Origin of the sequence: Paenibacillus sp. JDR-2 (genome assembly GCF_000023585.1) — a bacterium.
Lineage (GTDB): Bacteria > Bacillota > Bacilli > Paenibacillales > Paenibacillaceae > Pristimantibacillus.
Genome location: NC_012914.1, coordinates 2,976,846 through 3,000,818, shown reverse-complemented (window position 1 = coordinate 3,000,818; position 23,973 = coordinate 2,976,846). Strand labels below are relative to the sequence as shown.

Genomic DNA, 23,973 nt, shown 5'->3' with positions numbered 1-23,973 from the left:
TTCTTTTCCACCTCTTTTATCCGTCCCTCCCGAGGTTTGCAAAACGTTTGCCATTATTTACACCTGAAAGCCAGCTGAAATTCATCGCAACCTATCCCTCCCAATTGCGTCTAAATTAGTAGACTTTGAGAGGAGAGTGATAAAAAAACATGTTCAAAAAACTATCGGCGGCAATTCTGCTCCTGTTCGTTGCCCAAACCATTGGGACATCCGCGATCAGCATGGCAGCCAGCCCGGTTTCCGGCACAATGACCAAGTATCGCGTCTATCAGAACGATCGTGCATTGCGTGAATTTGCTACCGATAAACAGGCGATTGCTTACGCGTCGAGTTTCGAGTACAGTCATGTGGAAGCGATTACGGGCCGTGAGTGGGTGTGGGACAACCTGCCCAAGTACAAAATCTATCAAGGCGGCACTTCCAGCACCAAATGGGAATACCGCACGTACAACGAGGCAATGGCCGCAGCCAAGAAGATGAAAGGCGTACATATCCGGGATCTGGAAAGCCCGGGCTGGATTTATCAATCCTATCCGAAATATCAGCTCTATCAAGGCGACAAAACAAATGCGAGTTGGGGTTATACGACCCTCGATGCAGCCAAACAGGAAGCTAAGCGCTGGACAAACGCCCATATTATGGATCTCGGCTCGAATAGCTGGATCTGGGACAACATGACGGATGCTACGGAGAAAAAAATACGGAGCGGCAGCCCGGTCTACACCATTAAAGTAGATCAGGTACCGGTGGATGGGACTAAAACGTATGCTTTTCTGTACGATGCGATAAAAGCAGCTGCAGCTATTCCAAACAGCACCGTTGTAAATGAGGTATCCGGACTAATCGTGCATTCCAATGTGCCGACTTACGATGTTCAGCAAAGCGGTAAAACGATCAAATCCTTTATCGCTCTGCAGCCTGCTTTGCAATATGCCAAATATTTCGGAAACTCCGAAGTGAAACATAACGGAACAACCTGGTGGACTAGCGTGCCTTATCTCTCGGTCTATCAGGGCAATAACAAATTGAAGTCGTTCTTTACCCGCGCATCGGCTGTCGCTTATGCGAAAAGCTATTCCAACAGCTATGTCATCAATGCAGACGGCCGCAAATTGTGGAGCAACACCAAAAGTCTTGTCTATCTGGCATGGAATGGTTCATCCAACAGCCAGACGATTCTGAATCAAACATCGAAGACGCAAGGTCTATCCATCGACTCCCCATCTTGGTTCGAGCTCAAGGATAGCAGCGGTGCATTAACGGACCTGTCGGATCCGTCGATAGTAACTACGCTGAAGGCGCAGGGCATTCAGGTGATGCCGCTTGTGTCGAACGACTTCGATAAACAGATGACAACGGCTTTCCTTGCGAACTCGAATGCTCAGCAGCAATTCATCTCGAGTCTGGTAACAAAGCTTGATACCTTGGGCGTATTCGGAGTAAACATCGACTTCGAAGAAGTTGCCGGCACGGACCGGGCTGGATACACCGCTTTTGTTACCGCTCTAACGAAAGCTGCGCATGCCAAAGGGCTGAAGGTCTCCATCGACCTGCCGCGCGGCGATGTCAGCTGGGATCATCTGACCGCCTACGATCATGCCGCGCTTGCTCAAGTGGTGGACACGATCATGATTATGGCGTATGACGAGCATTGGAGCGGAAGCTCAACGGCGGGTTCCGTAGCCAGCCTGCCATGGGTGGAAAAAGGCGTTCAACAGTTCCTCGCGTACGGCGTACCCCGCAGCAAGCTAATGTTGGGCATTCCGTTCTATGTGCGGGAATGGAAGCTTGACGGCTCCGGCAATCTCGTCAGCAACCGCGCTGTCCTGATGAGCGACATTCCGAAGCTGATCGCTGACACGAATGCCGTTGGCGTCTCCGATCCTGCTACACCTGGCCAGACCAAATACAAATACGTGAAGGACGGCTTCACCTATGTATTCTGGGCAGAGACCGTGAGCAGCGTGCAAGCACGGATTAACCTGGCGATAAAATACGACCTCGCCGGCGTTGCCGCCTGGCGACTCGGTTACGAGACGCCTGATCTCTGGACGATGATGCTTCGTTTGAAGCAAGGGTAAGCAAAACCCCCGGTTTTCGCAGCTTGCGAGAACCGGGGGTTTTTTTAACATCTATTATTTAAGTGCCTTATCTATGGGAAACGGCTGTCCGGACCATGCTTTCTTGGAAGTCCAGTCCGCTTCACCTAGCCAGAACGGGTGATCCGGCTGCAAGCCAAGGGGCAGGAATACGGCGGAGCATAAATACAAGCTGCCTGTCGAAATGTACCCTTCGCCAATCTCCTCTTGGTCGCCACAGAATCCGATCCGCAGCCAGCCTTCCTCATCAAAGGTTCCAGGCATCTCAATCATTCGGCGGATAACCGCCGTCAGCGCACACCTAACCTGGTTAGGTGCGATGTCTTCCGGAAGCCAGCCTTGAAGCACGGCCTGCGACAACAGTTGGAATGCACCAAACCGGTAAGCTAGCGAGCGCCCGATCGGCGGGAAAGTGCCTTCCGGAGAGATCAAGCGCTCCTGCTGCGCCGCATGGCGGGCCGCCCGGCGGATGACAACAGTCGTTAATTGCTCCCATTCCGGCATTTCCGGTCCTACCGTCCGAAGAATATCGACCAGCATCGGTTGAATGACGAATCCGTTGTAATAGTCCCCATGAAATTCCGGTCCATCCCCATATACTCCATCGCCCAAATACCATTCCTGATGCTTCTTGAGGGCATAATCGATACGCATCGCATCCCATTCCTCGCCGAGCAAGTACAATGCCGTTTCGGTCATGGCTGCGAATAACAGCCAATTATTATAGAACGGTTTTCTTGACCTGGTCGCCTTCAAGCAGCTGACTACATTTTGCTTTACTCGGTCATCAAGCTTACTCAGCAGTTCTTGCGGTGCCCGGACAAGGGCATGGGACAAAAAGGCGGTATCCACAACCGGCTGATAGCCGCTGGCGAAGTTCATATAGTCCGGCGAAGTTGGATCCGTTGCCGCATCGATAGCTGCTCTTGCCAATTGCGCCATCCCGCTTCGATGCTCCTCCTCTTCGCCCGATAATCCAGTCAGTTCGAACCAGGGAGCCATTCCCGTAAGCAAGCGCCCCACGGCCTCCAGGTATGTATATTCGTTGCGGTCATCTGTTATCGCTTGAACCGGCATCCTTTCCTTCAGCTTGCGTTCTGCTAAAGCCTCCAGTACCGGTCTTCCGATTCGAAGCATCCACTCTATCCACTGCTCCCGATCCTTCTTAACTTCAGCCATCGTTTTTGCCCCCTGCTGTCTTGTCTTTATTGCCATTTTAATTAAGTCTAACGTTCGTACCAGTAACCCGGGATGCCTTTATCAAGGCGCATCAGCGCTTCGAGGTAGAAATAATCGCCCCAAATCGTATAATCGTCCGGCGATGTATTTGTGCGTACGGAATATGAACCGCGGTTCAAGAAGCCTTCCGCTTCTTTCTCTCCATTCGTCGAGTAATGGCTGACGAGTCCTTCCATGGAGCGGTTTACCGCTTGCATCAGCTTTTTGTACACGGGATCATTGTCGGGCAGGAAGCCGCAAATCTCCAGCATGCCGGATGCCGCGATAGCCGAAGCTGAGCTGTCTCTTTTGGTCTCAGGCACTTGAGGCGCGTCAAAGTCCCAATACACTACGCCATCTTCCGGAATACGATCTGCAAAATAGATGGCAAGCCGCTTGGCCGTCTCCAGATACTCCGGCTTACGCAAATAACGATAAGCTAACGCAAAGCCGTAGATCCCCCACGCCTGCCCGCGCGTCCAGGTCGAACCGTCTTTAAAGCCTTGATGGGTTCCTCCCCGGTTGGAATCGCCGGTCTCGGGATTAAACCAGAAGGTATGGTAAGAGGAATCGTCTCCGCGTACAAGGAAGCGGCGGCTCATCTCCGTATGCTGCTCCGCGGCCTCTCTGAACGACTTGTCCCCGGTCTGCAGATAAGCCCAGTGCAGCAGCGGCAGGTTCATCATACAGTCAATTATAATACGGCCGCCGTTAATAGGATCATCCTTTGGTCCCCAGGCCTGCAAAATATTCATATTTTCGCGCCAGCGCTTCATCAGTACTTTGGCGGCATCTATCGTTATTTGCTTGGCAGCTTCGTCTTTCTCTAAAATCCATTGAGCCTTCGAGGACAAGGAATACAAGAAGCCGATGTCGTGATGATCCAGACTCAGGTTGTTCTCGAGCCGCTTACCAAGACTATTAACCGTCTGTACGGCTGCTTCCCGGTAAGCCCGGTCTCCGGAATACTCATAGCTCAGCCACAGAATTCCGGGCCAGAAGCCCTCCGTCCAGCCTTCATTTTCAATAAGTACGTATTGGCCGCTGCTGTTTTCGCTAACATGCGGGAACTTGCTTCCAAACCGTTCGATATTGGCTCTAGTAACTTGCAGCGTATCTTCAATGGCTTTCTTCCACATTTCGATGCCCTCCCGATAAGGTTTATAGCCTCATTATAAATCTCTTAGGCTTAAGGCAAGTTGTGCTATAATGTAGCTAAATTGCGATTTTAGCCCTGCCGGGAGGTACGTTATGCCAACAATTGTTCAGCCTATGGATCTTGGTGCTAACGCTTTTTCCTTTACTCATAGATATGAAACCCGCAACGAGAATTGGCTGATGCTGCATGCGCATCAAGGGATTGAGCTGCTGTACATCCACGAAGGATCCGGCACGGTAACGCTTGAAAGCCAGCAGTATAAGCTTGAGGATAACATGTTGTTTTGTTTTCAGCCCTACCAGCTTCATAAAGTAGACGTTCCGTTAAAGGAAGGCGCTACCTATATAAGAACCAACCTGACCTTTGATGCCCGCATATTGGATCCCTACCTGCAGCCATATCCCAAAATGCAAGCTTTTCTGCGAAGATTAATGTACGGTTTGCTCAGGCGCCAGGTATTTACGTTTTGCGAAGACAAGACTTTAGCGAATTTGCTGTCGGACTATGATAAAATGCGAACTCTTACCGGAGGCGAGCCAAGCGTAGAGGATCGGGTGCTTTTTCTTCTATCCCTGATTAAGCATCTTCAACTGCATGTATTTGAATCAGGAGATACGCATGCCTCTATGGATAAAAACTCCGGCCACGTCGAGAAAATACTAGACTGGATCGAAACGCACTACCGTCAGACGATTTCACTGGAATCCCTGTCCCGGGAGCTTCATTTATCCTCATACCATATATCGCACTTATTCAAGCAGCAGACCGGAATGACCATTTCCGATTACGTGGCCGGACGCCGGATTCGCGAAGCTTGCGCGCTGCTTGAGAATACGGATTATTCCATTAACGAAATCGGTCGAATGATTGGCGGCTTTAGCGCGCCGTATTTCTCCCAGCTGTTTAAGAGGCATAAAGGGGTAACGCCCCATTTGTACCGCAGCGCTATCAAGCATACTTACCGGTAGTCTCTTGGCTGCCGCATGCAAAAAAACTGCTGGAGGATCCCGATCGCGCTCCCCCAGCAGCTTTTCTTATTAATGGATGATAAACGTGGCATCCTTTTATAGGTATCAACCTGCCGAAAGCTCCGGCCAATTGGCTCGGCAGGAGCTTAGGATCATGCTATTTTATTCCGATAAGACCGGGAATTCCGCAATGCGAAGCCTTGCGCTGCCATATGGCACAAGCTCGATGGTCTCCACCTGCTCGGATGATTTGACCGGGCTTAACGGCAGCTCGCCCGCCGAATGCTGCTCTTCCTTCCACTCCGGAATTCGCCGCCCTTTGCCGATTAATCTTACCGGGGCATTCTGAGCAAGGAACGGCTGCCGCGTCATCGGACTTTTCTTGATTTCGAAAGCCTGATCGACATTGGCACCATCCAGAAGCAGACCGTAATTCCATGCGCTGTTATCATCCGGGAACACTTCCCAGTCGGCAAATGGCAGGCTGCCATAGCGCTTATACCAACGTTCGGCGATAGGCAATGCGTATACGAGAGGTCCTCTCGACAAACTGACGGCATCATTGCCGCGGCGGTCAACTTGCACGTTCATCGGCAGCAGCACCATCACGTTGTCGTCGGAATGCCATAACCGTTCAATGGTTGCGAATCCGGCTTGAACGTCCAGCTCCTGAACCTCTCCGTTCACAATGACCGCAGGCTCCTTGCACCATGCAGGAATGCGGAGCTTCAGCGGAAATACGGCGGGTTCGGACAGTTGAACCGATAGTTGAACGCCTTCTTCGAACGGATAGCTGGACGCGACTTTAACGGTTGCTTCCACGCCATCAGCCACGGTTGCCGTTACCTCGCATGCAGCGTAAGAGATGGCGGCAAGACCGCCATCAGGCGTAGCCATCCACAGATGCGCGGCAAGCTTCGGCCAGCCTTGATGCATGTTGGCCGTGCAGCAGCCGAAGTTTGGTTCCAGCCCGAACATATTGGCGTCATCGCGGTTTTCCGTCCAATTGCGGTGCTCCTGCGTGCACTTGATCTGATTGGCTTGCTGCACATACTGCCGGCTCGTCCAATCCGCGGAGATTGTTGCAGGGAGTGCGTTAAAGGACACCTTTTCCAATATATCGGCAAAGTAGCCGTCGCCATAAATTCGTACGAGCTGTTCCAGCGTAAACATATATTCCACGACCGCGCATAATTCAACGCCTTGCGTGGGGCTTGTTCCTGCCAGCCACTCATCCCCCGAGCAAAGACCGTGAACCTGTCCGTGATATTTCATGAGACTCTCAATACCGCGGTAAGGCGCTTCGCTATGCTTGGCATCGCCAGTCTGCAAATAGCGGAGCGCGGGTTCCTTGAGCGCCATCAGGACGTTCACGACATGGACGCGGTGATCAAACTTGGTCTGGTAGCGCCAGTACGGAAAGTTCGAGAAAATTTCGGTCCAGCCTAAGGTCTGCTTCTGCGTCTTTTCCGCAAGCTCCAGCAAGAAAGCCTCGCCCGTCCGGTTATACAGCCACTGAAGGATGAGCACGTTCTCGGCGCCGCGCGCTTCTGCCCAGTCGGTTAACGGCCGCTTGTCAATATGCGCGGCTTGATAACGGAAGTAGTTCAGCAGAAACGGGATTACCCGCTCATCGCCCGTTGCTTCCTGATGCTGGGTAAGCACCTTCGCCATGACCATGCGGCTCCACCAGTCGTCATTGGTGGATGGTCCGAATTGCCCGTCTTCGCGCTGGCTGCCAAGCGTCCATTCGATCCATGCCTGCGCTTTATCGATTAAGGCTTCATCCTGCAAGGCGTAAGCCAGCGGGAGCAGTCCGTCCACATAATAAGGTCCCCGTTCCCAGCTTTCGCCGCTGCCGCCCAGCCATCCGCTGTTCGCGTTCAGGTCCTCCCAATGTTCCGGCAGCTTGCCGGTAAAGCCGTTCAGCTGGATTTGCAGCTGATCCTTCAGCCAGCCTTTCGGGCGTATCGCGCCAAGCGGCAAGCTCATTAAGGCTGCTGGTCTTAGCGGAGCCAGATTAGGAACCGGCGTTGTTGGTTTGCGTTTGATTTTTATTGTCATGGCTTTAGACTCCTCTATTTCGTAATCGTCAGGAATTGGTCTGCATAGCTTTTGGCGTCAGCAATAATGGATTCAACCTCATCGGCTGCCGTCTCCAGCGTATCGTCCACTATGGTAACGGTCGGAATGATGGCTTTGCGAATTGGCGCGCGTCTGTAATCCGGATTATATCCATGTTCATGCACGCCGGTAGAGCCTTTGCCCGGTGCGCCAAGACATAAATGGCCAAAGCTGCGGTTGTACGTTTCGAATAATGGAGCATAAGGCTCGTCATGCCAATGCATGACTCCGTCCGTATGGCCGGACTGCATAAGCGGCGTGCCAAGTCCGGCTGCGTCGTACCAGCCTTCGCCCGCGATAAGGCAATCCGGCCGGTTCTCGCGAATCTTGCGGCAAAGCTCTATGAAGCCTTCATAATAGTGGTAATAAGGGTCATTCATCCAAGCCGCCGATATGTCGAGGAAGACGCCGTCAAAGCCGTAACGATCCATCAGCTTGCCGATTTGTCCGGCAAGGCGGTTCTGCCATCCCGGCGCTCCGGGATTAAGAAACGCATTGGAAGCATGGTCGTAATGCCTCGATCCGTCCCAGTCAACCGAACCCGTAATCGGGAATCCGCCAGCCGTATGCGCGCGGGATGGAGCTCCCCATTGCTCGAAATTCTCGAGACCCGGATTCACGACGTTCATCCCGAACATCGGCATGACGCGGATGCCAAGCTTCTTGGCTCTGCTCATCAGTTCCTCAAAACCCGCTTCGCCGCCCATACGCGGATCGGGGCGGAAATCGCCGTATTGCCAGTAATAACGGCCTTCCCACCCTGGCAAATAAGCGAGAATCCGTTTGGGATCCATACGCTCGGCAAGCCATTCCAGCGTATCCCCGGTTTTCTTGTAGTCATTGAAGATATACCCGTTCCAATGCTGCATATGAATCGCGGCTACCAGCGAAATCTCGCGCGCCCATGCGGGCACGTCTTGTCTGGTCTCCCATGGCTCCAGATCATAATGCTTCTCCGTTTCCCGGTGATGCAAAGCGCTGATCGCTTCCAAGGACGGGCACTCTCCGATTTCCCATTCCGGGACAACGACCTCGTTTTGCATCCGTACCGCGTCTTCCTCGAAGATTAACTCTGCCGTCAGTCCCTTGGCTGTTCGTAGGAAAGCAAACCGTTTGTCGCGAACGGTGGAGTCAAGCGAGCGGTAATAGAACAAGCGGTCCTCCGATGTCTTCATGACAACAAGCGGCGTATATAAGTTGCGCCAGCCTTCCGGATAATGGAGCAGCAGGCCGGAGCCTTCAATGGCTTTGGAAGGCGTTTCGCGGAGATTAATAACCTCGCCGTCCGCGATTCCTTCCAGCAGAAGCTTCACGCTGCGGAGCTTCTTGCTGCCGGCGCTGGCTTGCACACGAAAGCGGACGCTTTGGCCATCGGTAGATTTATAGACGTGAATAACCGCGCTGCCTTCCGCTTTTTCCTGACCGTTTGCCCAAGTGAGGCCATCTGCCGTAATCGTCATGGAATTCTCGTCGCGGGTCACGCGGCAGCGGTCGGCGTCCAGCCCGTACGCGTTCTCGAAGGTGTGGATATAAAGCGTAAAGGTATGTCCGTAAAACTGGAATGTTGGATGTTTAAGTTCGAAGCTGACGTCTTGCATGGCATTTCCCTCCACTAATTTTATTTATTTGCTCACGGCTTTCGGAGCCGTTGCAATCTCGATCCGATCGATCAACGGAGCTTGTCCGATTGAAGATAATGCGATGTTGTTCTTTCCTTGCTTCAGCGCAACGGGAAGCTCCATCCGGTTATCGGAGAAGATAGCCGATCCGCCCGTCTGCGGGAACCATGCGGTAGCGATGGACGCTCCGTTAACGGAAAGCTTCATGCCCGGCATCTCGCCGGAAGGATTCGCATAATGGATGATCAAGACATACTCTCCCGCGTCCTCAACCTCGAGATCCTGGAATATCGCTTCCCCGGATGCCCCGTCCGGCAGACGAACGTACCGGTCCCCGGATGCTTCTTCCTTACTTCCGCTTACGGCTTCGAATCCGGTGAGCTTGGCTGCCTCGGCTTCAACCGATACGGAAGCTTCCGCGTTTACATGCTCTACCGTCAGGTCGTCAATGGTGGCGGACAAATTCCCTTTGCTCCCCGCCGGCACATGCAATCCTACGATTGCCGCCCGGCGATCCGCCGTGAACAGCAAGGTGCGCGCGGCGTATTTGCCTACCCTATTGCTCACCGATGCAAACCGGTACGGACCGCCGTATTCATCGGCGAACAACCTTGCTTCAAGGCCGTCATCGGCTGTCAAATAGGCTTTGACCCGGTAGGTCTGGCCTTTTTTCAGTCCGCTCAGCTTGACATAGAGTTTGCCTTCCGGCACTTCCTCGTTGACATCGATCCGCCCCATCCAATCCCCCGATAAGGCTGAACCGTTGTTCTGCGCATAAATTTGAGACGGATCATCCGTTCCGTTCCAGGCCGTCCATCCTTCGAGCGTGCCTTTCTCGAAATCGGCGTTCGGGACCGGAACAACCTTCGCGGCATGAAGCTTTTCTGCGGGAAGAACATACCGGTCTCCCTCGACGCTCCCGCCTTTGAAGACAATCATCCGCTCCGTATTCTTCCGATACAGCGCCGCGATGTCGGTCAGCTTCTGCTCCTCCGGATAATTGGCGTTTAAGTGAGGCGTAAATTCGGGGTCATTGACATAGATCCCCTGGCCATCCGCATAAATCGCATCCTTCACCTCTTGAGGAACGCCGTCCATCCCTTTCGCGATCCCCATTAAGCCCATGACGAAGGAGGCCGTGCAATCGGCGTCATAACCCGCAAGCGAAGCAATCTTGGCCGACTCCGTGTAATCGTTGTTGCCGTACAGGATGGCAAGCATGGCAAGGGCGTTGTTAATATCGGGTATAACCTGAATGTTGTCCCAGCCGTACACCATTCGCTTGAAATTGCGCAGCTCGCCTTGTGCCCAGCGCCAATCGTCGGGATTCTCCTCATGCAAGGCTTTGACTTTCATATAAACCTGATAAGGCCAGCTGTTCTTGGGCAAAACCGCAGCAGCCTGATCCAGCGCTTTTCTGGCATCCGGTTCGAAATACGCAAGCGAATACATCGTGCCTTGCAGCTTAGCCCATAGGACGGCGTCATACTCGCCGGAGATATTCGCGAACTTCTCCGTCAGTTCCGCGGCCGTCACGGGCATGCCCGGAGCGTTCATTCCCAAAGTGTCGTTCTCGATATACGCTTCCGTCACCCAGTAGAAATCATTGAACTCCGATAGGCCCGTCAGAGGAGGGAGAAGGTCCAACGTCTTCATGCTGGCCATGGCCGCTCCGCCGCCTCCCCAATCGCTCACGTCGTGCTCCAGCCATTCCGCCTTCATATCCGAATAGGATACGTCCGGCCCGTGGACATCGAGAATATGCTGGTTGAAAAAATCGATATGGTAATCGTCATCGGACCCGATCACCGCTTGTCCTCGTTCCTCGAACAGCCTGTCGTTCTGGGGCTGCTGGATAAAAGCGCTGTTGCCGCTATAGGGCCCTTGAATCCAGCCGAACCATTCATCGGGAAGCGGATCTTCGGATACGAATTCGTATCCCGTTAACACACCGCCAATTTGCCCGATAATGCCCGCAAGCGTCTTGTCGTAATAAGCATCGCGGGAGATGGAGCGGGTCTCCTGCCCGCTCTGCTCCGATGCGGTCCACCAGCCGATGCCCGCCACCGCAATAGCGGCCGCGCATGCGGCGCTGATCGTTTTTATACCAACCTTCATCTTTTTCTGCTCTCCTTTTACAGGCAGGGCAATTATCCTTTCATCCCGGACATTGCGATGCCCTGTACGTAATATTTTTGCGTGAGCAGATACAAGATGATAATCGGTACGATCGCTACCGTTGAAGCTGCCATTAGGAGGCCCCAATCCACGGTGTATACGCCTTTAAAGGACGAGATAATAAGCGGAACCGTAAATTTCTTCTCGCTGTTCAGGAAGATCAGCGGACCAAAGAAGTTGTTCCAGTTGCCGATAAACGTGAACAAACCAAGAGTAATAATCGCCGGCTTGCAGAGCGGCATCATAATCTGCCAGTAAATGCGAGGATGGCTTGCGCCGTCGATTTTGGCCGATTCGATATAGCCGTTAGGAATGCTGCCCATAAACTGCTTGATCATAAATACGCCATAAGCGTTGATCATGATAGCCGGCACCATCAGCGGCAGATGCGTATCAATCCAGTCGATTTTGCTGAACAGAATGTACAGCGGGATCAAAGTCACTTGACCCGGAATCATAAGCGTGGCAAGGAAAACGCCAAAGAGCATGCTGCTTCCTTTGAACTGAATTTTGGCAAATGCATACGCCGCGATACTGCTTGTGAGCAGCGTCCCTACCGTTACAAGCACGGCAATCTTCATGCTGTTCAGATAAGCAAGCGCCATTGGCATAAGCTCGAACACTTTCGGGAAGTAATCCCATGTAAAGTGTTTGGGAAACATTTGGGGCGGAACTTGGAAGATCGCATCACTAGGTTTGACGGCAGTCGTAATCATCCAATAGAACGGGAAGACCGTCGTCAAGGCAACGATAATGAGAATGACATGAATCAGGAGATTGCCGCGTTTGGAGCTATTCAATGTAATTCACCCACCTTTTGGAAAGTCGGAACTGGATAAAGGTGACCAACAGCACGATGGCGAACAGCACGACGGACACAACCGCGGCTTCGCCCATCCGGAAGTAACGGAAAGCCAGATCATAGATGTACATGACAAGCGTGTAGGTCGAGAAGGCCGGACCGCCGCCCGTCAGGATGAAGCTTTCCTGGAACAGATTAAACACGCCGATGAGCATCGTTACGATAATGAAGAAGGTCGTCGGGGACAGGAGCGGCAGCGTAATGTTGAAAAACTTCCGCAGCTTGCCCGCGCCGTCTATTTCCGCGGCTTCATAATAATCTTCCGGGATGCCTTTCAGTCCGGCGAGGAAAATCAGATAATAATAGCCCATTCCCTGCCACGTGCTCATAATGACAATCGCGATTCTTGCCCAGAAGGCTTCGGTCAGCCAGTTGGGACCCGTAATGCCGATAACGTCAAGGAAATTGTTAAGCAGCCCGATATCCGGCGCAAACACCCAATACCATACGAGCACGATGGCAACGGATGAGGTGACCATCGGCAGGAAGAACGCCGCTTTGTAGATGGATAGCCCTTTGATCGCCCGGTTCGTCAGAAGAGCCATAATTAGCGAGATGACCGTCGTTACCGGCACAATCCCTAGAACGAAGTAGAGCGTATTCCGAAGGGCGTAATAGAAGTTCTCTTCATGGAAAATCACGTTAAAGTTGTCCGTGCCTGTCCATTTCGGTGCATTGGTGAAATCCCATTCCGTGAACATTAAGTAGAACGACATCGCGACCGGGAACAGGACAAAGGACAATAGTCCGATGATCTGCGGCGAGATGAACAAATACCCCCAGAAGTTCTCACGCTTGTTTAATTTCGATGCGCCTTGCATGTCTTCACTCCTTTAAGCTGTGCGTCATTTTTTTCTATTGCTTTAGCGCCATGCTCTAAGATTAAAGGTTTGAAAGCGCAATCGTAACGAGTGGATATTATGAGGTGGTGCACAATATTATCAATCTTGCAGAACGTCCGGGAACAAAAAAAGCAGCCGCCCTCAATCGGGCAGCTGCTGCTGTTGTCTTTTCACCTATCCGTCTAACTGTACATAGGGAATATGCATAATAACGGTCGTTCCTTCGCCTAGCCGACTGACGAACTCAAGGCCATACGGCTCTCCGTAATGCAGCTTCAGCCGCTCGTGGATATTTCGGAGTCCCATTCCCCCGATATGGAGCCTGCCTTTATGATCGCGGGCCGGCATGGATGCCGCCGAGCTAAGCTTGCCCGCAAGCCGCTCCAGCTGCCCGGCATCCATCCCTCTTCCATTATCGCTGATCTCGATGCGGATTTTCTCCTCCTCTTCATACGCTTCGATTCGAATGCGCCGTTCCGTCATTTCCGGGTCAAAGGCATGGATAATGCAGTTCTCCACAATGGGCTGGATCGAGAATTTCAGAATGCCGCAGGCCTGCAGTCTGGGCGGAATTCGGGGATCTAATTCAAGCTGCATTCTGTAGCGGTATTGCATGATTGTCACGTAGCTGCTTACATAATTCAACTCGTCCACGATTCGGATAAGGTCCGTCTGTTGGTTGGCGCTGAGACGAAGCAGGTCAATCAAGGCACCGGACATCGCTTCGATATCCTTCGGGCGGTTCATTCTGGCCAGCGACTTGATCGAGTTGATTGTATTGTACAAAAAATGAGGGGTGATCTGAGCCTGCAAAGCACGGATCTCATGCTCCTTCTTCGCCTTCTGCTCCAGCGTTACATCCTCAATCAAGACCTCGACCCGTTCAGCCAAATAATTAAAGGCCCGGGCTAGTCTCCCGAACTCATCGGTACGATCCAGCTCGACCCTCTCCTGCAGCTGCCCGATTTCAAATCTTTTCATCGCCTTAATCAATTGGGCAATCGGCTTGTACAAATGAATATACAGCAACAAGGCCGCAATAAAGGCAAAACAACCCACAATCAAGGTAACAAGCAGTATCATGCGCGATATCTGACTAACTCCTCTGACGATATTGTCGTATGGAATCTTGTATATGATTTTCCAGCCGTTAATATCGGAGGTACGGTAAGAGACAACGGCATCTCCTTGCTTGGCTGTCTCTTTGAAGCTGCCGCTCGCCGTCTGCCAGATTCTCGCGTTCTCTTCTCCGATATGGACGGTTTCTCCAATTTTTGTCCGGTCGGAATCATATATGACTTTATGATCGGCCGTCACTATCTGAATCGATTCGCCCGGGGCCAGCGTATTCGCATTAAGCTCGTCAAAGAGCATTTCGGCATTGACGTCAAAGACCGCAACCCCCAATACCTCGTCGCTGAACGGTTCCACCACGCTTTCCGAGACGGTAAGCTCCTGCCCATCGTTCCCATATGAATATTGCCATACTGCTTTGGCTTGGATGTTGACGGTATTGGCGTAAGCAGGCAAACTCTTGAAATTGTTCAACTCGCCGCCTTTGACCACTCCTCGCAGAAACGGCATAACGTCCCCGCTCGGGATAATGAGAACGGCATCAAACAGTCCGGGCTTGCTGGTCATGATGCTGTCGAGACGGGAGCCCACTTCCGACACGACCGAAAACGCGCGGTCTGACTCGTAATTCGTAGCGTCAATATTTTGCAGATAATACGTGGTATTGAAGTTCGTAACCAAGTCGCCGAGCATAAACTCGATCTCATTAAAGGAGCGGTCGAGCGCGCTCATCTTCGTATTATTCAGGTTAAGGGCGTTTTCGGTTTCCCGTTTAACCGCCAAATCGGATGATTTCGTGCTGACCAAATATCCAACTACCGCCAAAGGGATAATCGATATGCCGATAAAAAAAACGATAAGCTTATATTTCAGACTGCCTTCCAGCTGCTGATACAACCGGTTCGCCCAATCAATCAGGAAACGGATTCGCTTCATGTCAGAACTACCCCTCGCATTAGCGGACCTGATTCGCCGATTGTTTGTATTCCGTAGGCCGAAGTCCTGTCATCTGCTTGAAAATCCGGCAAAAATAGCGGTAATTATCCATGCCTACTTTGCCTGCGATATCCTTCACCCGACTGTCAGGCTGCATAATGAATAGCTTGGCTTTCTCTATTCGGATTTTATTCAACACATTGATGAAATTATCGCCGGTCTCCTGCTTGAACAATTTGCAGAAATGATTTTTGCTGAGACCTACATGATTGGATACGTCGGTTAGCGAAATATCGTCCGCATACCCCTGTTCCATATAGCTTATTGCGTTACGGATCTCCAGTCTTAAATCGGCTAAACGGTTGCCGGATTGCTGGTGCTCCACAAATTGCGCTACTAAGGAAATCAGCAGCTTCATCAGAGAGCTTAATGTCGCATGTTCGGCAAGCAGAGCCTCCTTCAGCGCAGCGGGATTCACCTCTTCGACCGGCGTAAAGCCTTTGTTCTTCATTGCGCGAATCAGCTGTTCGCCAAGCCTGCGAAGGGCTTCGCGGACCATTAGAGGCTCAAAGCGCGCGCCGGCCAAATAACGGTTGAGCAATTGCAGCTGCTCCGTCGCGTATTCTCCATCCGCCGCCTGAACCGCCTTCACGATCGCCAGTTCGTATGAATCAAATGCGAAAGTATCCACTGTCCCCGCTCTTGGCGCCGCTGGAGTGCTGGTGTCCATAAGCGCTTTGTATCCTTCGTAGAACACATCCGACAGCTTCTCCTTCATAATCTGGAGCTGCTTCCGTAAATCAGAGGGCTGCATGCAAATATCGCCTTTTACCACCATACCGTGCCGATCCATCAGACCGGACACCAACCGCAAAGAAATCTCATGCTGAAGCTGCTTAAGCAGCAAATAACTTCTCTGCACCGTGAAAATAAGTAAAATAACTTCGTTCTCCCCGACTTTCACCGCGTCCGCATATTCTTCCTGCTGGCCGGCTATGGCTAGCACGTCTTCCCGTTCAAGCTTATCCGCCTGGACAAGCACGGGAACCCAGACTCCCTTCGCATGAGGAATGCCCAAGCGGGCAGCCCGCTCCGCATAATCTTCGGCTGTCATCCCGCCGCTCAGCCAATCCGACCAGAATTGATTAGTTAAGGCGGTTTGTCCGACCTGTCTAATCTTTTCCAGCTGGGCTTGCTGCTCGGACTCCCGGGCTTCCGCCGCCAGCAGCTTCTTCGTCTGTCCGAGTAAATCCAGCAGCACATCCGGGTCAAGCTTATACTTCAGCACATAGTCCGATGCGCCGTACTTCATCGCTTCCTTGACGGAAGCGAAATCGTCATAATTGCTCATGACCACGATTTTGGCTTTGCGCCTTGCGCTTCTCACCTGCTTGATGAGCTCGATGCCATCCATTACAGGCATGTAAATATCAGTCAGGATAATGTCGGGATCATGCTGCTCGATCAGCTTGAGGGCAGCCTTGCCGTTCTCGGCTTCGCCAATGATATCGTAACCGTGCTCGCGCCAATCCATCATGGTTTGAACATCTTCCCGGATCAATCCGTCATCATCCACGATCAATACTTTGTACATGCTGTTTCCCCCTGAAATGAATTGGCCCTATACGGCCATCGTGATGCTTCTATTTGTCTAGCCGTTATTCGTCAGAAAAGACGAGGGAATCTATCCTCCCTCGTCTCTTTCTTCAATTTGCTTTTTGATCGGTTTTTTCTTTGGTCTCCGTCAGAATCTGAGAAGCCTTGTTCAGGAACTCGTCGACCGACATTTTACCAAGCAGCCAAGTGTCGAGCTGTGCATTGATCTTTTGGTCCGCTTCTTCATAGAAAGAATTATAAGGGACGGATACGGTGTGATCCAATGCCTTTGTGAATGTATCCATATCTTCAACGGAGATTTTGTCGCCGAACAGGTCTTGCTTGATTTCATCAAACACTTCGCGGTGGATCGGAAGGCCGCCTACGCCCGTTTTCGCAAGAGCTTCCCATGCCTCTTTGCTGTAGATTGCCTGCAGTGCTTCCCATGCCTCCTGCGGATGTTTGGTGCCTTTCCAGATCAGGAAGTTATCAATAAATTGCGAAGAGTAAGCTTGTCCTTTGCCTGCCGGAATAGCCGCGATGCCTACGTTAAAGTTTTTGATGTCGTTTTTCACGCTGCCGGCATACCACGTACCGTCAATCGCCATGGCGATGCGACCGGCCTTGAACATATCGAAGCCGCCCATAATCTTTGTATCCGTCGGACGCGGCACGGAATTATCCACGCGCAGCATATCGTCGAACCATTGATACACTTCCTTCGTAGCCGGTTCTTGAATTGCCGGAGTCTGATCGTCATTGAAAATATTTTTGCCGCCGTTCGACAGGGAGAACATTCCGCCCGCATAGCTGAGGAACGGTCCTGCCGACAGGCCAAACGTTTTCTTGGCCCCTTCGCCTTCGGTGAATTGTTTTGCAATGTCTCTTACTTGGGAGAACGAGATGGCATTGTTCCAGTCATGCGACGGCTCCGCAATTCCTTTTGCCTTGAACATATCCTTGTTGTAATACATGAGCATGTAATAAATACCGGAAGGAAGTCCGTAATACTTGCCGTCTTGGAAGCCCGCATTCTTGAACGTATTCTCGAAGTATTTGCTGGAATCCAGGGATTTCATCATATCCGTAATATCGAGCGCTTGATCCTTCTTGATGATCTGCGGCATAAACGATTCGGCAATCCGGCCAAGGTCCGGCGATTTGCCCGCAGCGATCTGAGCGGTTACTTTCTGATAATATTCCGGCCAGGTCGAAGTATTGATCTTCTCGATCTTGATCGTTATTTTCTTACCGTCATCCTTCAGCTTCTTATTCGCCGCGTCAATCATGGCTGTCCAGCCTGCGATCTCGTTGGCATTCGCCTGCATGGCGAAAGTAAGCGTCACCGGTTCCGACGAGGAGCTCTCTGTTTTTCCTTTGTCGGTACTCTGGCCGGCATTATTGTCTTTCGAATTATTGCCTCCCCCGCAAGCAGCGGTCACAACCATCATGAGAGCCATAACGAGCAGCAGCAACGATTTCTTCCCAAGTCTCCGTCTCATTCAAATACCCCTTTCGGCAACTTTATATATCTTGCCACCTAAATGTATCCGATTTCAATAGGCAAAAGTATGTCCTGAAATTATGAACGGGTACACAATATTATGCACTTTGGGGAAGGGAACGTATAACAAGGCGAAAGGCCGGACAAGCCATCGCGGCCTGTCCAGCCCTTCACATTTATACCACCGCTGCAAAAATTGCTGTCTGACTCGGAAAGCATGTCAATTTATTTGTAATGCCGCTTGGACAAACCGCAAGCTTTCCTGTGCCTCTTCCAGCTTCATATGCTCAAGCAGCAGCGGTATGTCCGGCTTGTGCTGACGGAGCAGCTCTGCATAGATTGGCCACTCTGCAACACCCGTTCCAACTCTAGGCGTAACCAGCCATTCGTCGATCCATACGGCGTCTTTCGCATGGGCGATTGGCGAATAAGCGCCGATGGCTTCGAACACGCGCTCGAATGCCTGTCTTTGATCGTCGAAGTCCTCCGGATTCAAATAGTTGAATGGATCCAGCACAAACCCCAAACCGTTCATTCCTAACTCTTCTATAATCCGTTTGGCTTTATCCGTCGTAGAGAGCACATTGTTCACATAACCTTCTAGCAGAATAACGGCATTATGCATAGCCGCCTTGCTCTGCAGCCTGCGAAGGATAGGAACAAGCTCATTCCAAGCTTCCTCCGTGTGGTTAAGAGGGCTATTCGCCCAGGGATTAATAGGATCAAGACCGCCTGTTTCCGTCGCGATATAAGGAGTTCCGAAATGCTCGCATAAGGCAATCATTCCTTCAAAGACCTCCAGCACCTTCTCCCGGTTGGACGGATTGCAGTCCATGAGATTAGAATACCCGGCAAGCGCGGCGATCCGAATACCTTGAGCTTCAAAAATACGCCTTACCTGCTGCGCACGTTCAGGAGAGGGCAGAACCTCGCCTAATGAAACATTAGCCGCGCGAGGATCCAACTGCACAATCGTGAACCCGATTTCCCTCATTCGCTCTGCGGTTTCTTCAATCGATATACCCTCGAATTCATGGCATAAGGCACCATATTCCATACCTTGATTCCTCACGCTTGATTCACTCCTTGCTTTAATTGCTCCAGCATCTCTGCTCGGGTTACAACGCGGCCCTCCTCGCTCGACTTCACCATAGCGGATGTCATCGCCACCGTATTGAAGTTATCCTCCGGCGTTACTTCCGGCTTGCGCCCTTCATCGACCGCCGCGATGAGATCCGACATCGGCCCCTGGAAGGCATCCGGGAACCAGCTTCCTTCCGTTTCGATTCGGATAACCGAATGCGGATCATCGGCTCTAGCGATATAAAGATCGCCGTCCTGCCACATACTTCCCTCGGAGCCGTCAATCCACCAGGTGAATTTATGGGCTTTGGACGCTCGAACGATATTATTGAACTGCAGGCTGGCCATCAGAGGAGCCCTTCCTCCAACCTCGCCGAATTCCACATTAGCGGAATAGATCATCGGATCGATTCCGTTCTGATCAGGGAGCATCGCGGTTGTGCAATGAAGTCTAGTCCATTCGCGGCTGCCTGCCGCAGGAGAGGATGCGAAGTAACGGCTCAAGTCCAAATAATGAATGCCATGATCAAGAATGTTGAAGTGTTTGACATCCTTATACCAGGTTCCCGGCTGATCCTGATATGAGCGCATAAAATGTTGGATGCTATAGACCTCTCCGATTACTCCGCGGTCAAGTAAATGCCTCATCGCTTTGTGACCCGATACCCAGCGCGCTTGCTGATTAACGGCAAGCATAATGCCGGCTTGCTTCGCAACCTCGCTGATCGCCTGCGCTTGCGGCAGATCGAAATGAAGCGGCTTCTGAATAAGAACCGGCCGAGGTGACTTGGCAATCAGCTTCATGACCTCCAGCCGGGCAGGCGGATGCAGGGCAATATCGATAACGGCTACGTCCTCCCGTTCCAGAAGCTCTTCCACCTTGGTTGTCCAAAACGGGATATCAAACTTTTCGGCCGTGCTGCGTGCCGCCTCGGCATTTACATCACAACAGGCTGTCACTTTAAAGCCCGCCATCTTATAGGCTGGCAGATGGGCAATATTAACGATTCCTCCACAGCCAATGATGCCAATTCCATACTTATTCAGATCGACGCCTTGCGGCGGCCCTGGCTTATAATCTTCCTTCTTCAATATCGGTTCCCACATCTGTCTATTCCCCTCTCCCTGTCTCGAAACAACTTGAACGGATGATGCCAGTCACCCGGCATCATCCACAGATTCACTTCTTAATACACGTTAAGCTCTGTTATGCTCCACCAATACCCGTTTGCCGCAGTTAACTGAAATTTGATATACCTCGCCGTCTGCGGAGAGAACGAGATTGTCGTAAGCGGATTTAATCCCACTCCGGAGGCGACAGGGCTTCCCCAATTCGTTCCGTTACTGGAAACGTACACCTCATAACCCCGCATATAATCGTTATTCGCCGTTCCAAGATCAAGCACAAGCTTGCGAATGGTCTGGGCCGCCTTCATATCGATAACAAAGGTCTGCCCGCTCGCTTGGGAAACTCCCGATGTCCAGGAGGTCGAGGAATCTCCATCCAATGCATTCGATTCCGGACGCAAATAATAGGAGTTTGTCGCTGCGGCTGACCAGCCCGTTCGGTTTAAGGCGACAGTCTTGAATACTTTCAATTCAGTAATGGACCACCAATAACCATTTGCTCCCGTTAAGGTTATTTTGAAGTACCGGGCAGACTGACTGGCGAAAGAAATGGTCGTCACCGGATCTACGCCGACACCGCTGGCAATTGGACTGCCCCAGTTGGCACCGTCGTTGGAAGCATACAAATTATATCCTCGCATATAATCATTGTTCGCCGTGCCGAGATCAAGCTCGATTCGGTCAAAATTCTGGACGGACTTCATGTCTACAATGAAGTTTTGTCCGCTTGCCTGCGATACGCCAGATGTCCAGGATGTATTATTATCGCCATCCAGTGCATTCGATGCAGGACGCTGGTAATAGCTGTCCGTTGCGGTTGCCGTCCATCCGAAGCGGTTCAATTCGCCTGTCGCATTAGAGCTGCCTGCCGAGGTAACGAGCACATTGTCGGCCTCGAAGGCATTCCACATGCCCATAAATCCGATTTTGCCAGATTGAAGGGATGAATCGGATACATGGTCAAACAACAACGTAGATACATTGTCGCGAATGCCGGTGACCGTAATGGAATTACCTTGCTTTACCTGAATGTCGTACGTAATGCGTTTGTCGGTAACCGGCCAGCTGCTGGAATAAACAGCTAGGGTAGAATCGCTACCGCTAACGACCTTGTGCAGTTCAACCGTATTGTTATCTCCGCCGCCTACGCTCAGATAATAAAAATTGCTGTCATTCTGATAATTGAATGCAAGCTGCGATACGTTGGCATAGGCAGCCCCATGCGCCGTTACATCAGCAGAGAAGCGATAGTCGCCGCTGAAGGACTGGCCGTCATAAATCGCCTTCATTCGATTGCCGCTGAAATCGTAAAATTGCAATTGGCCGCTGCCGGCGCTGCCCGAAGCAAATGTCCAGTCGACAGCCGAATTGCTCTGGAAATCATTCGCGTACAATACACTTTGGCCTTGTACGGCAGGTGCCGCCGGTCCTTGAGCCGGAACGCTGACACCTGCAGGAGCTCCAATCTTCCACAGCCCATAACAGACAGATCCAAAGAAAGCTTCATGCGTTACTGGATTCACGCGAACGACAGATGCTCCAATGCCTCCGCTTTTGCCAAATGCGCTATTGTTGAATCGGGGACTGAGATTAAGCGACTGCCATGTATCTCCTCCGTCAATGGATCGGGCGGCAGAAACATCGGATTGATAAATATTGGCCGCGCCTGCTTTGTACACGATATTCGGATTGCCCGGATCAACGGCGACAGACCATATCCACCGGTTGCCCATCTGATCGGCCGGAATATGACTCGTGATATCCGTCAGAACGCCCGATTCGAATCGGTAAAGCTTCTCTGCGGTAGAAGCGATGAACAGCCGGTTGCGCTTCTGATCGTAGGCAATATCTCTAACGCCTTCACCCGATGGCAGCGATACAACCGTCGACCAAGTAAGGCCTTTATCGAAGGAAGTAACTACATCGCCGCCATAAGAGCCATACAGCTCTCGTTGTCCGGTTGGATTGGAGGTAAATACGCCTCTGGCTCCGGCAAGCGGCTTCCAGGTCTGGCCGCCGTCCCCGCTTCGGTATTCCCAAGCGAACAGCACATTAGAATCGGCAGGATCACTGTAGGATATCTGCATGCCGTATAGCGGCAGACCGGTATTCGTCCAACCGCTTGTTGCCCCGTTCCTTGTCACATACAGCGAGTAGCTGCCATGCCCGTATCCGCCGTACATGATCTGATTGTTAAGCGCATAACCGCCGTATACCCAGCCGTTGCTGTTAGGGTCGACGTAAGTCCACGTGTTACCCGCGTCCGTGGTTAATCCGCCGTTGTAGTCCTGCGCGGACATATACATGACGTTGCCGTCCTGCGTGCTCCAATTCATCAGTCCGCCGGTCATGATGCCGTTGTTGCCGTTATTGGCCCACTGCCAGTTCGCGCCTGCATCCGTGCTCTTCAGGATGACATCGCCGCCAAAGCCCCAGACGGTATTGCCATTTGTCGGACTCCAAACAAAATGGGAGCTCCGAAGATTCAGCGGAATAAAGCTGTTCGAGCTGTCAATGTTTTGAGAAAGAGACCACGTTACTCCTCCGTCGGTTGAACGGTAATGGCGGTTAACGGTCCAATCATCCGTCTCTTCGGATATCATCATGTTGGACGGATTAACGGGACTAACCGCCAAATATTTGGGATAAGCCGCCGGCCAGGTTGATCCGCTAACCTTCGTGAAGGAATCCCCGCTATCCGTCGATTTGTAGATGCCGTCGTCCTGCGTAATCCATACCGTATTCGGCTGGGATGGAATCACTTCGATATCAACCGCGGCGGAAGTTCGCAGACGGTCAAAGCTGACCCCTCCGTTCTTGCTGCGATAAAAGCCGTTGTCGCTTGCCGCGTACACCCAGCCGTTTGTTGGATGAACCGCGATATCGCCTCCGGCTGGATCTGCAGAGCTAGCAAGCACGTTCCAGGTAGCTCCCCCATCGGTTGATTTGTAGATATTCGGATCAATCGTTGGCGTTCCCCAGTTGTAAGAATCATGCCTGACTCTGCTCCAGTACACTACTTTCGTATAGCCGGCTGCCGCATCATAGCTGCTGCGATCATAGGCAATTTGATCCCGAGTATCCCGGTATCCGGCGATATTCTCGCCGCGGGTTCGCGTCCAGCTTGCTCCTTTATTCGTCGTTAGATATAACCCATTCCACGAAAGCGGCATGGAATAGGCGCCAATGGCAATGGCACGATTCGCATTAAAGGGGTCAATCTGCATGCCGGTTGCACCGCCTGAGTCAAACCCATTGCCAGACGGCTCCCAGCTTGCGCCGCCGTTCGTGCTCCTGAACATGCCTCCTACATCGGTCCCGTAGAGCATAAAGTTCGGGTCGGATTCCGATACGGTCATGTAGATGGGCCACTGCGCGCCTTCTCCACCCATATTGCCGGCGTTCTTGGTTGCGGCCGTTACTAATGGTACCGGTGTCCATGATTCCGCGAAAACGCTTGATACGTTTCCAAAACCTGCAAGCAGCAGGCAAGCTATAAGAGTAATGGCCAGTTTGTTTATCCTGCTGTTCAAGTGCTGCGACTTACCGGATAATCTTGTCTTCATCAATAAAGCTCCTCTCT

General features: G+C 51.8%; 15 protein-coding genes. 2 read left to right on the top strand and 13 right to left on the bottom strand.

All coding sequences use genetic code 11. The features are described from left to right. Nucleotides 1-149 precede the first annotated feature (149 nt). Nucleotides 150-2,081, top strand: coding sequence for a glycosyl hydrolase family 18 protein (locus tag PJDR2_RS13120; protein WP_015844182.1), 1,932 nt, complete (start codon nucleotides 150-152; stop codon nucleotides 2,079-2,081). Between the two features lie 54 nt (nucleotides 2,082-2,135). Here PJDR2_RS13120 and PJDR2_RS13115 read toward each other — a convergent pair whose 3' ends face one another. After that, nucleotides 2,136-3,278, bottom strand: a complete 1,143-nt coding sequence (locus PJDR2_RS13115; protein ID WP_015844181.1) for a DUF2264 domain-containing protein — start codon at nucleotides 3,276-3,278, stop codon at nucleotides 2,136-2,138. Between the two features lie 47 nt (nucleotides 3,279-3,325). After that, nucleotides 3,326-4,456: a glycoside hydrolase family 88 protein gene (locus PJDR2_RS13110; RefSeq protein WP_015844180.1), complete on the bottom strand. Its 1,131-nt coding sequence runs from the start codon at nucleotides 4,454-4,456 to the stop codon at nucleotides 3,326-3,328. Nucleotides 4,457-4,568: 112 nt separating this feature from the next. On the opposite strand from PJDR2_RS13110, the gene PJDR2_RS13105 reads away from it, so the two are divergent. After that, nucleotides 4,569-5,444 carry an AraC family transcriptional regulator gene (locus PJDR2_RS13105; RefSeq protein WP_015844179.1) on the top strand — a complete coding sequence of 292 codons (876 nt, stop codon included), beginning with the start codon at nucleotides 4,569-4,571 and terminating at the stop codon, nucleotides 5,442-5,444. 162 nt (nucleotides 5,445-5,606) lie between these two features. Here the strand turns inward: PJDR2_RS13105 and PJDR2_RS13100 are convergent, their stop codons facing one another. The 11 genes from PJDR2_RS13100 to PJDR2_RS13050 form a co-directional block, all read right to left on the bottom strand. After that, entirely contained in the window at nucleotides 5,607-7,508 is a 1,902-nt protein-coding gene (locus PJDR2_RS13100; RefSeq protein ID WP_015844178.1) for a beta-L-arabinofuranosidase domain-containing protein, read from the bottom strand. A 14-nt stretch (nucleotides 7,509-7,522) separates the two neighbouring features. Then, the gene (locus tag PJDR2_RS13095; protein ID WP_015844177.1) at nucleotides 7,523-9,166 is read right to left on the bottom strand and encodes a DUF6259 domain-containing protein; all 1,644 of its coding nucleotides are present in this window, start codon (nucleotides 9,164-9,166) and stop codon (nucleotides 7,523-7,525) included. A gap of 24 nt (nucleotides 9,167-9,190) precedes the next feature. Further along, on the bottom strand, nucleotides 9,191-11,305 hold the full coding sequence (locus PJDR2_RS13090) for an ADP-ribosylglycohydrolase family protein (RefSeq protein ID WP_015844176.1): 2,115 nt from the start codon (nucleotides 11,303-11,305) through the stop codon (nucleotides 9,191-9,193). 32 nt (nucleotides 11,306-11,337) lie between these two features. Then, complete coding sequence (locus tag PJDR2_RS13085; RefSeq protein WP_015844175.1) at nucleotides 11,338-12,165, bottom strand: carbohydrate ABC transporter permease; 828 nt, start codon at nucleotides 12,163-12,165, stop codon at nucleotides 11,338-11,340. Next, nucleotides 12,158-13,048, bottom strand: coding sequence for a carbohydrate ABC transporter permease (locus PJDR2_RS13080; RefSeq protein ID WP_015844174.1), 891 nt, complete (start codon nucleotides 13,046-13,048; stop codon nucleotides 12,158-12,160). The genes PJDR2_RS13085 and PJDR2_RS13080 overlap by 8 nt, the downstream gene beginning before the upstream one ends. Nucleotides 13,049-13,243: 195 nt before the next feature. After that, the gene (locus PJDR2_RS13075) at nucleotides 13,244-15,079 is read right to left on the bottom strand and encodes a cache domain-containing sensor histidine kinase (protein WP_015844173.1); all 1,836 of its coding nucleotides are present in this window, start codon (nucleotides 15,077-15,079) and stop codon (nucleotides 13,244-13,246) included. Nucleotides 15,080-15,098: 19 nt separating this feature from the next. Beyond that, entirely contained in the window at nucleotides 15,099-16,673 is a 1,575-nt protein-coding gene (locus PJDR2_RS13070) for a response regulator (RefSeq protein ID WP_015844172.1), read from the bottom strand. Nucleotides 16,674-16,785: 112 nt separating this feature from the next. After that, nucleotides 16,786-18,177: an ABC transporter substrate-binding protein gene (locus PJDR2_RS13065; RefSeq protein WP_015844171.1), complete on the bottom strand. Its 1,392-nt coding sequence runs from the start codon at nucleotides 18,175-18,177 to the stop codon at nucleotides 16,786-16,788. 222 nt (nucleotides 18,178-18,399) lie between these two features. Next, complete coding sequence (locus PJDR2_RS13060; RefSeq protein WP_049790045.1) at nucleotides 18,400-19,251, bottom strand: sugar phosphate isomerase/epimerase family protein; 852 nt, start codon at nucleotides 19,249-19,251, stop codon at nucleotides 18,400-18,402. Further along, a complete protein-coding gene (locus PJDR2_RS13055) occupies nucleotides 19,248-20,369 on the bottom strand; it encodes a Gfo/Idh/MocA family protein (protein ID WP_015844169.1) in 1,122 nt (373 codons plus the stop codon). The genes PJDR2_RS13060 and PJDR2_RS13055 overlap by 4 nt, the downstream gene beginning before the upstream one ends. 80 nt (nucleotides 20,370-20,449) lie before the next feature. Next, entirely contained in the window at nucleotides 20,450-23,956 is a 3,507-nt protein-coding gene (locus PJDR2_RS13050; RefSeq protein ID WP_015844168.1) for a discoidin domain-containing protein, read from the bottom strand. Nucleotides 23,957-23,973: the final 17 nt, after the last annotated feature.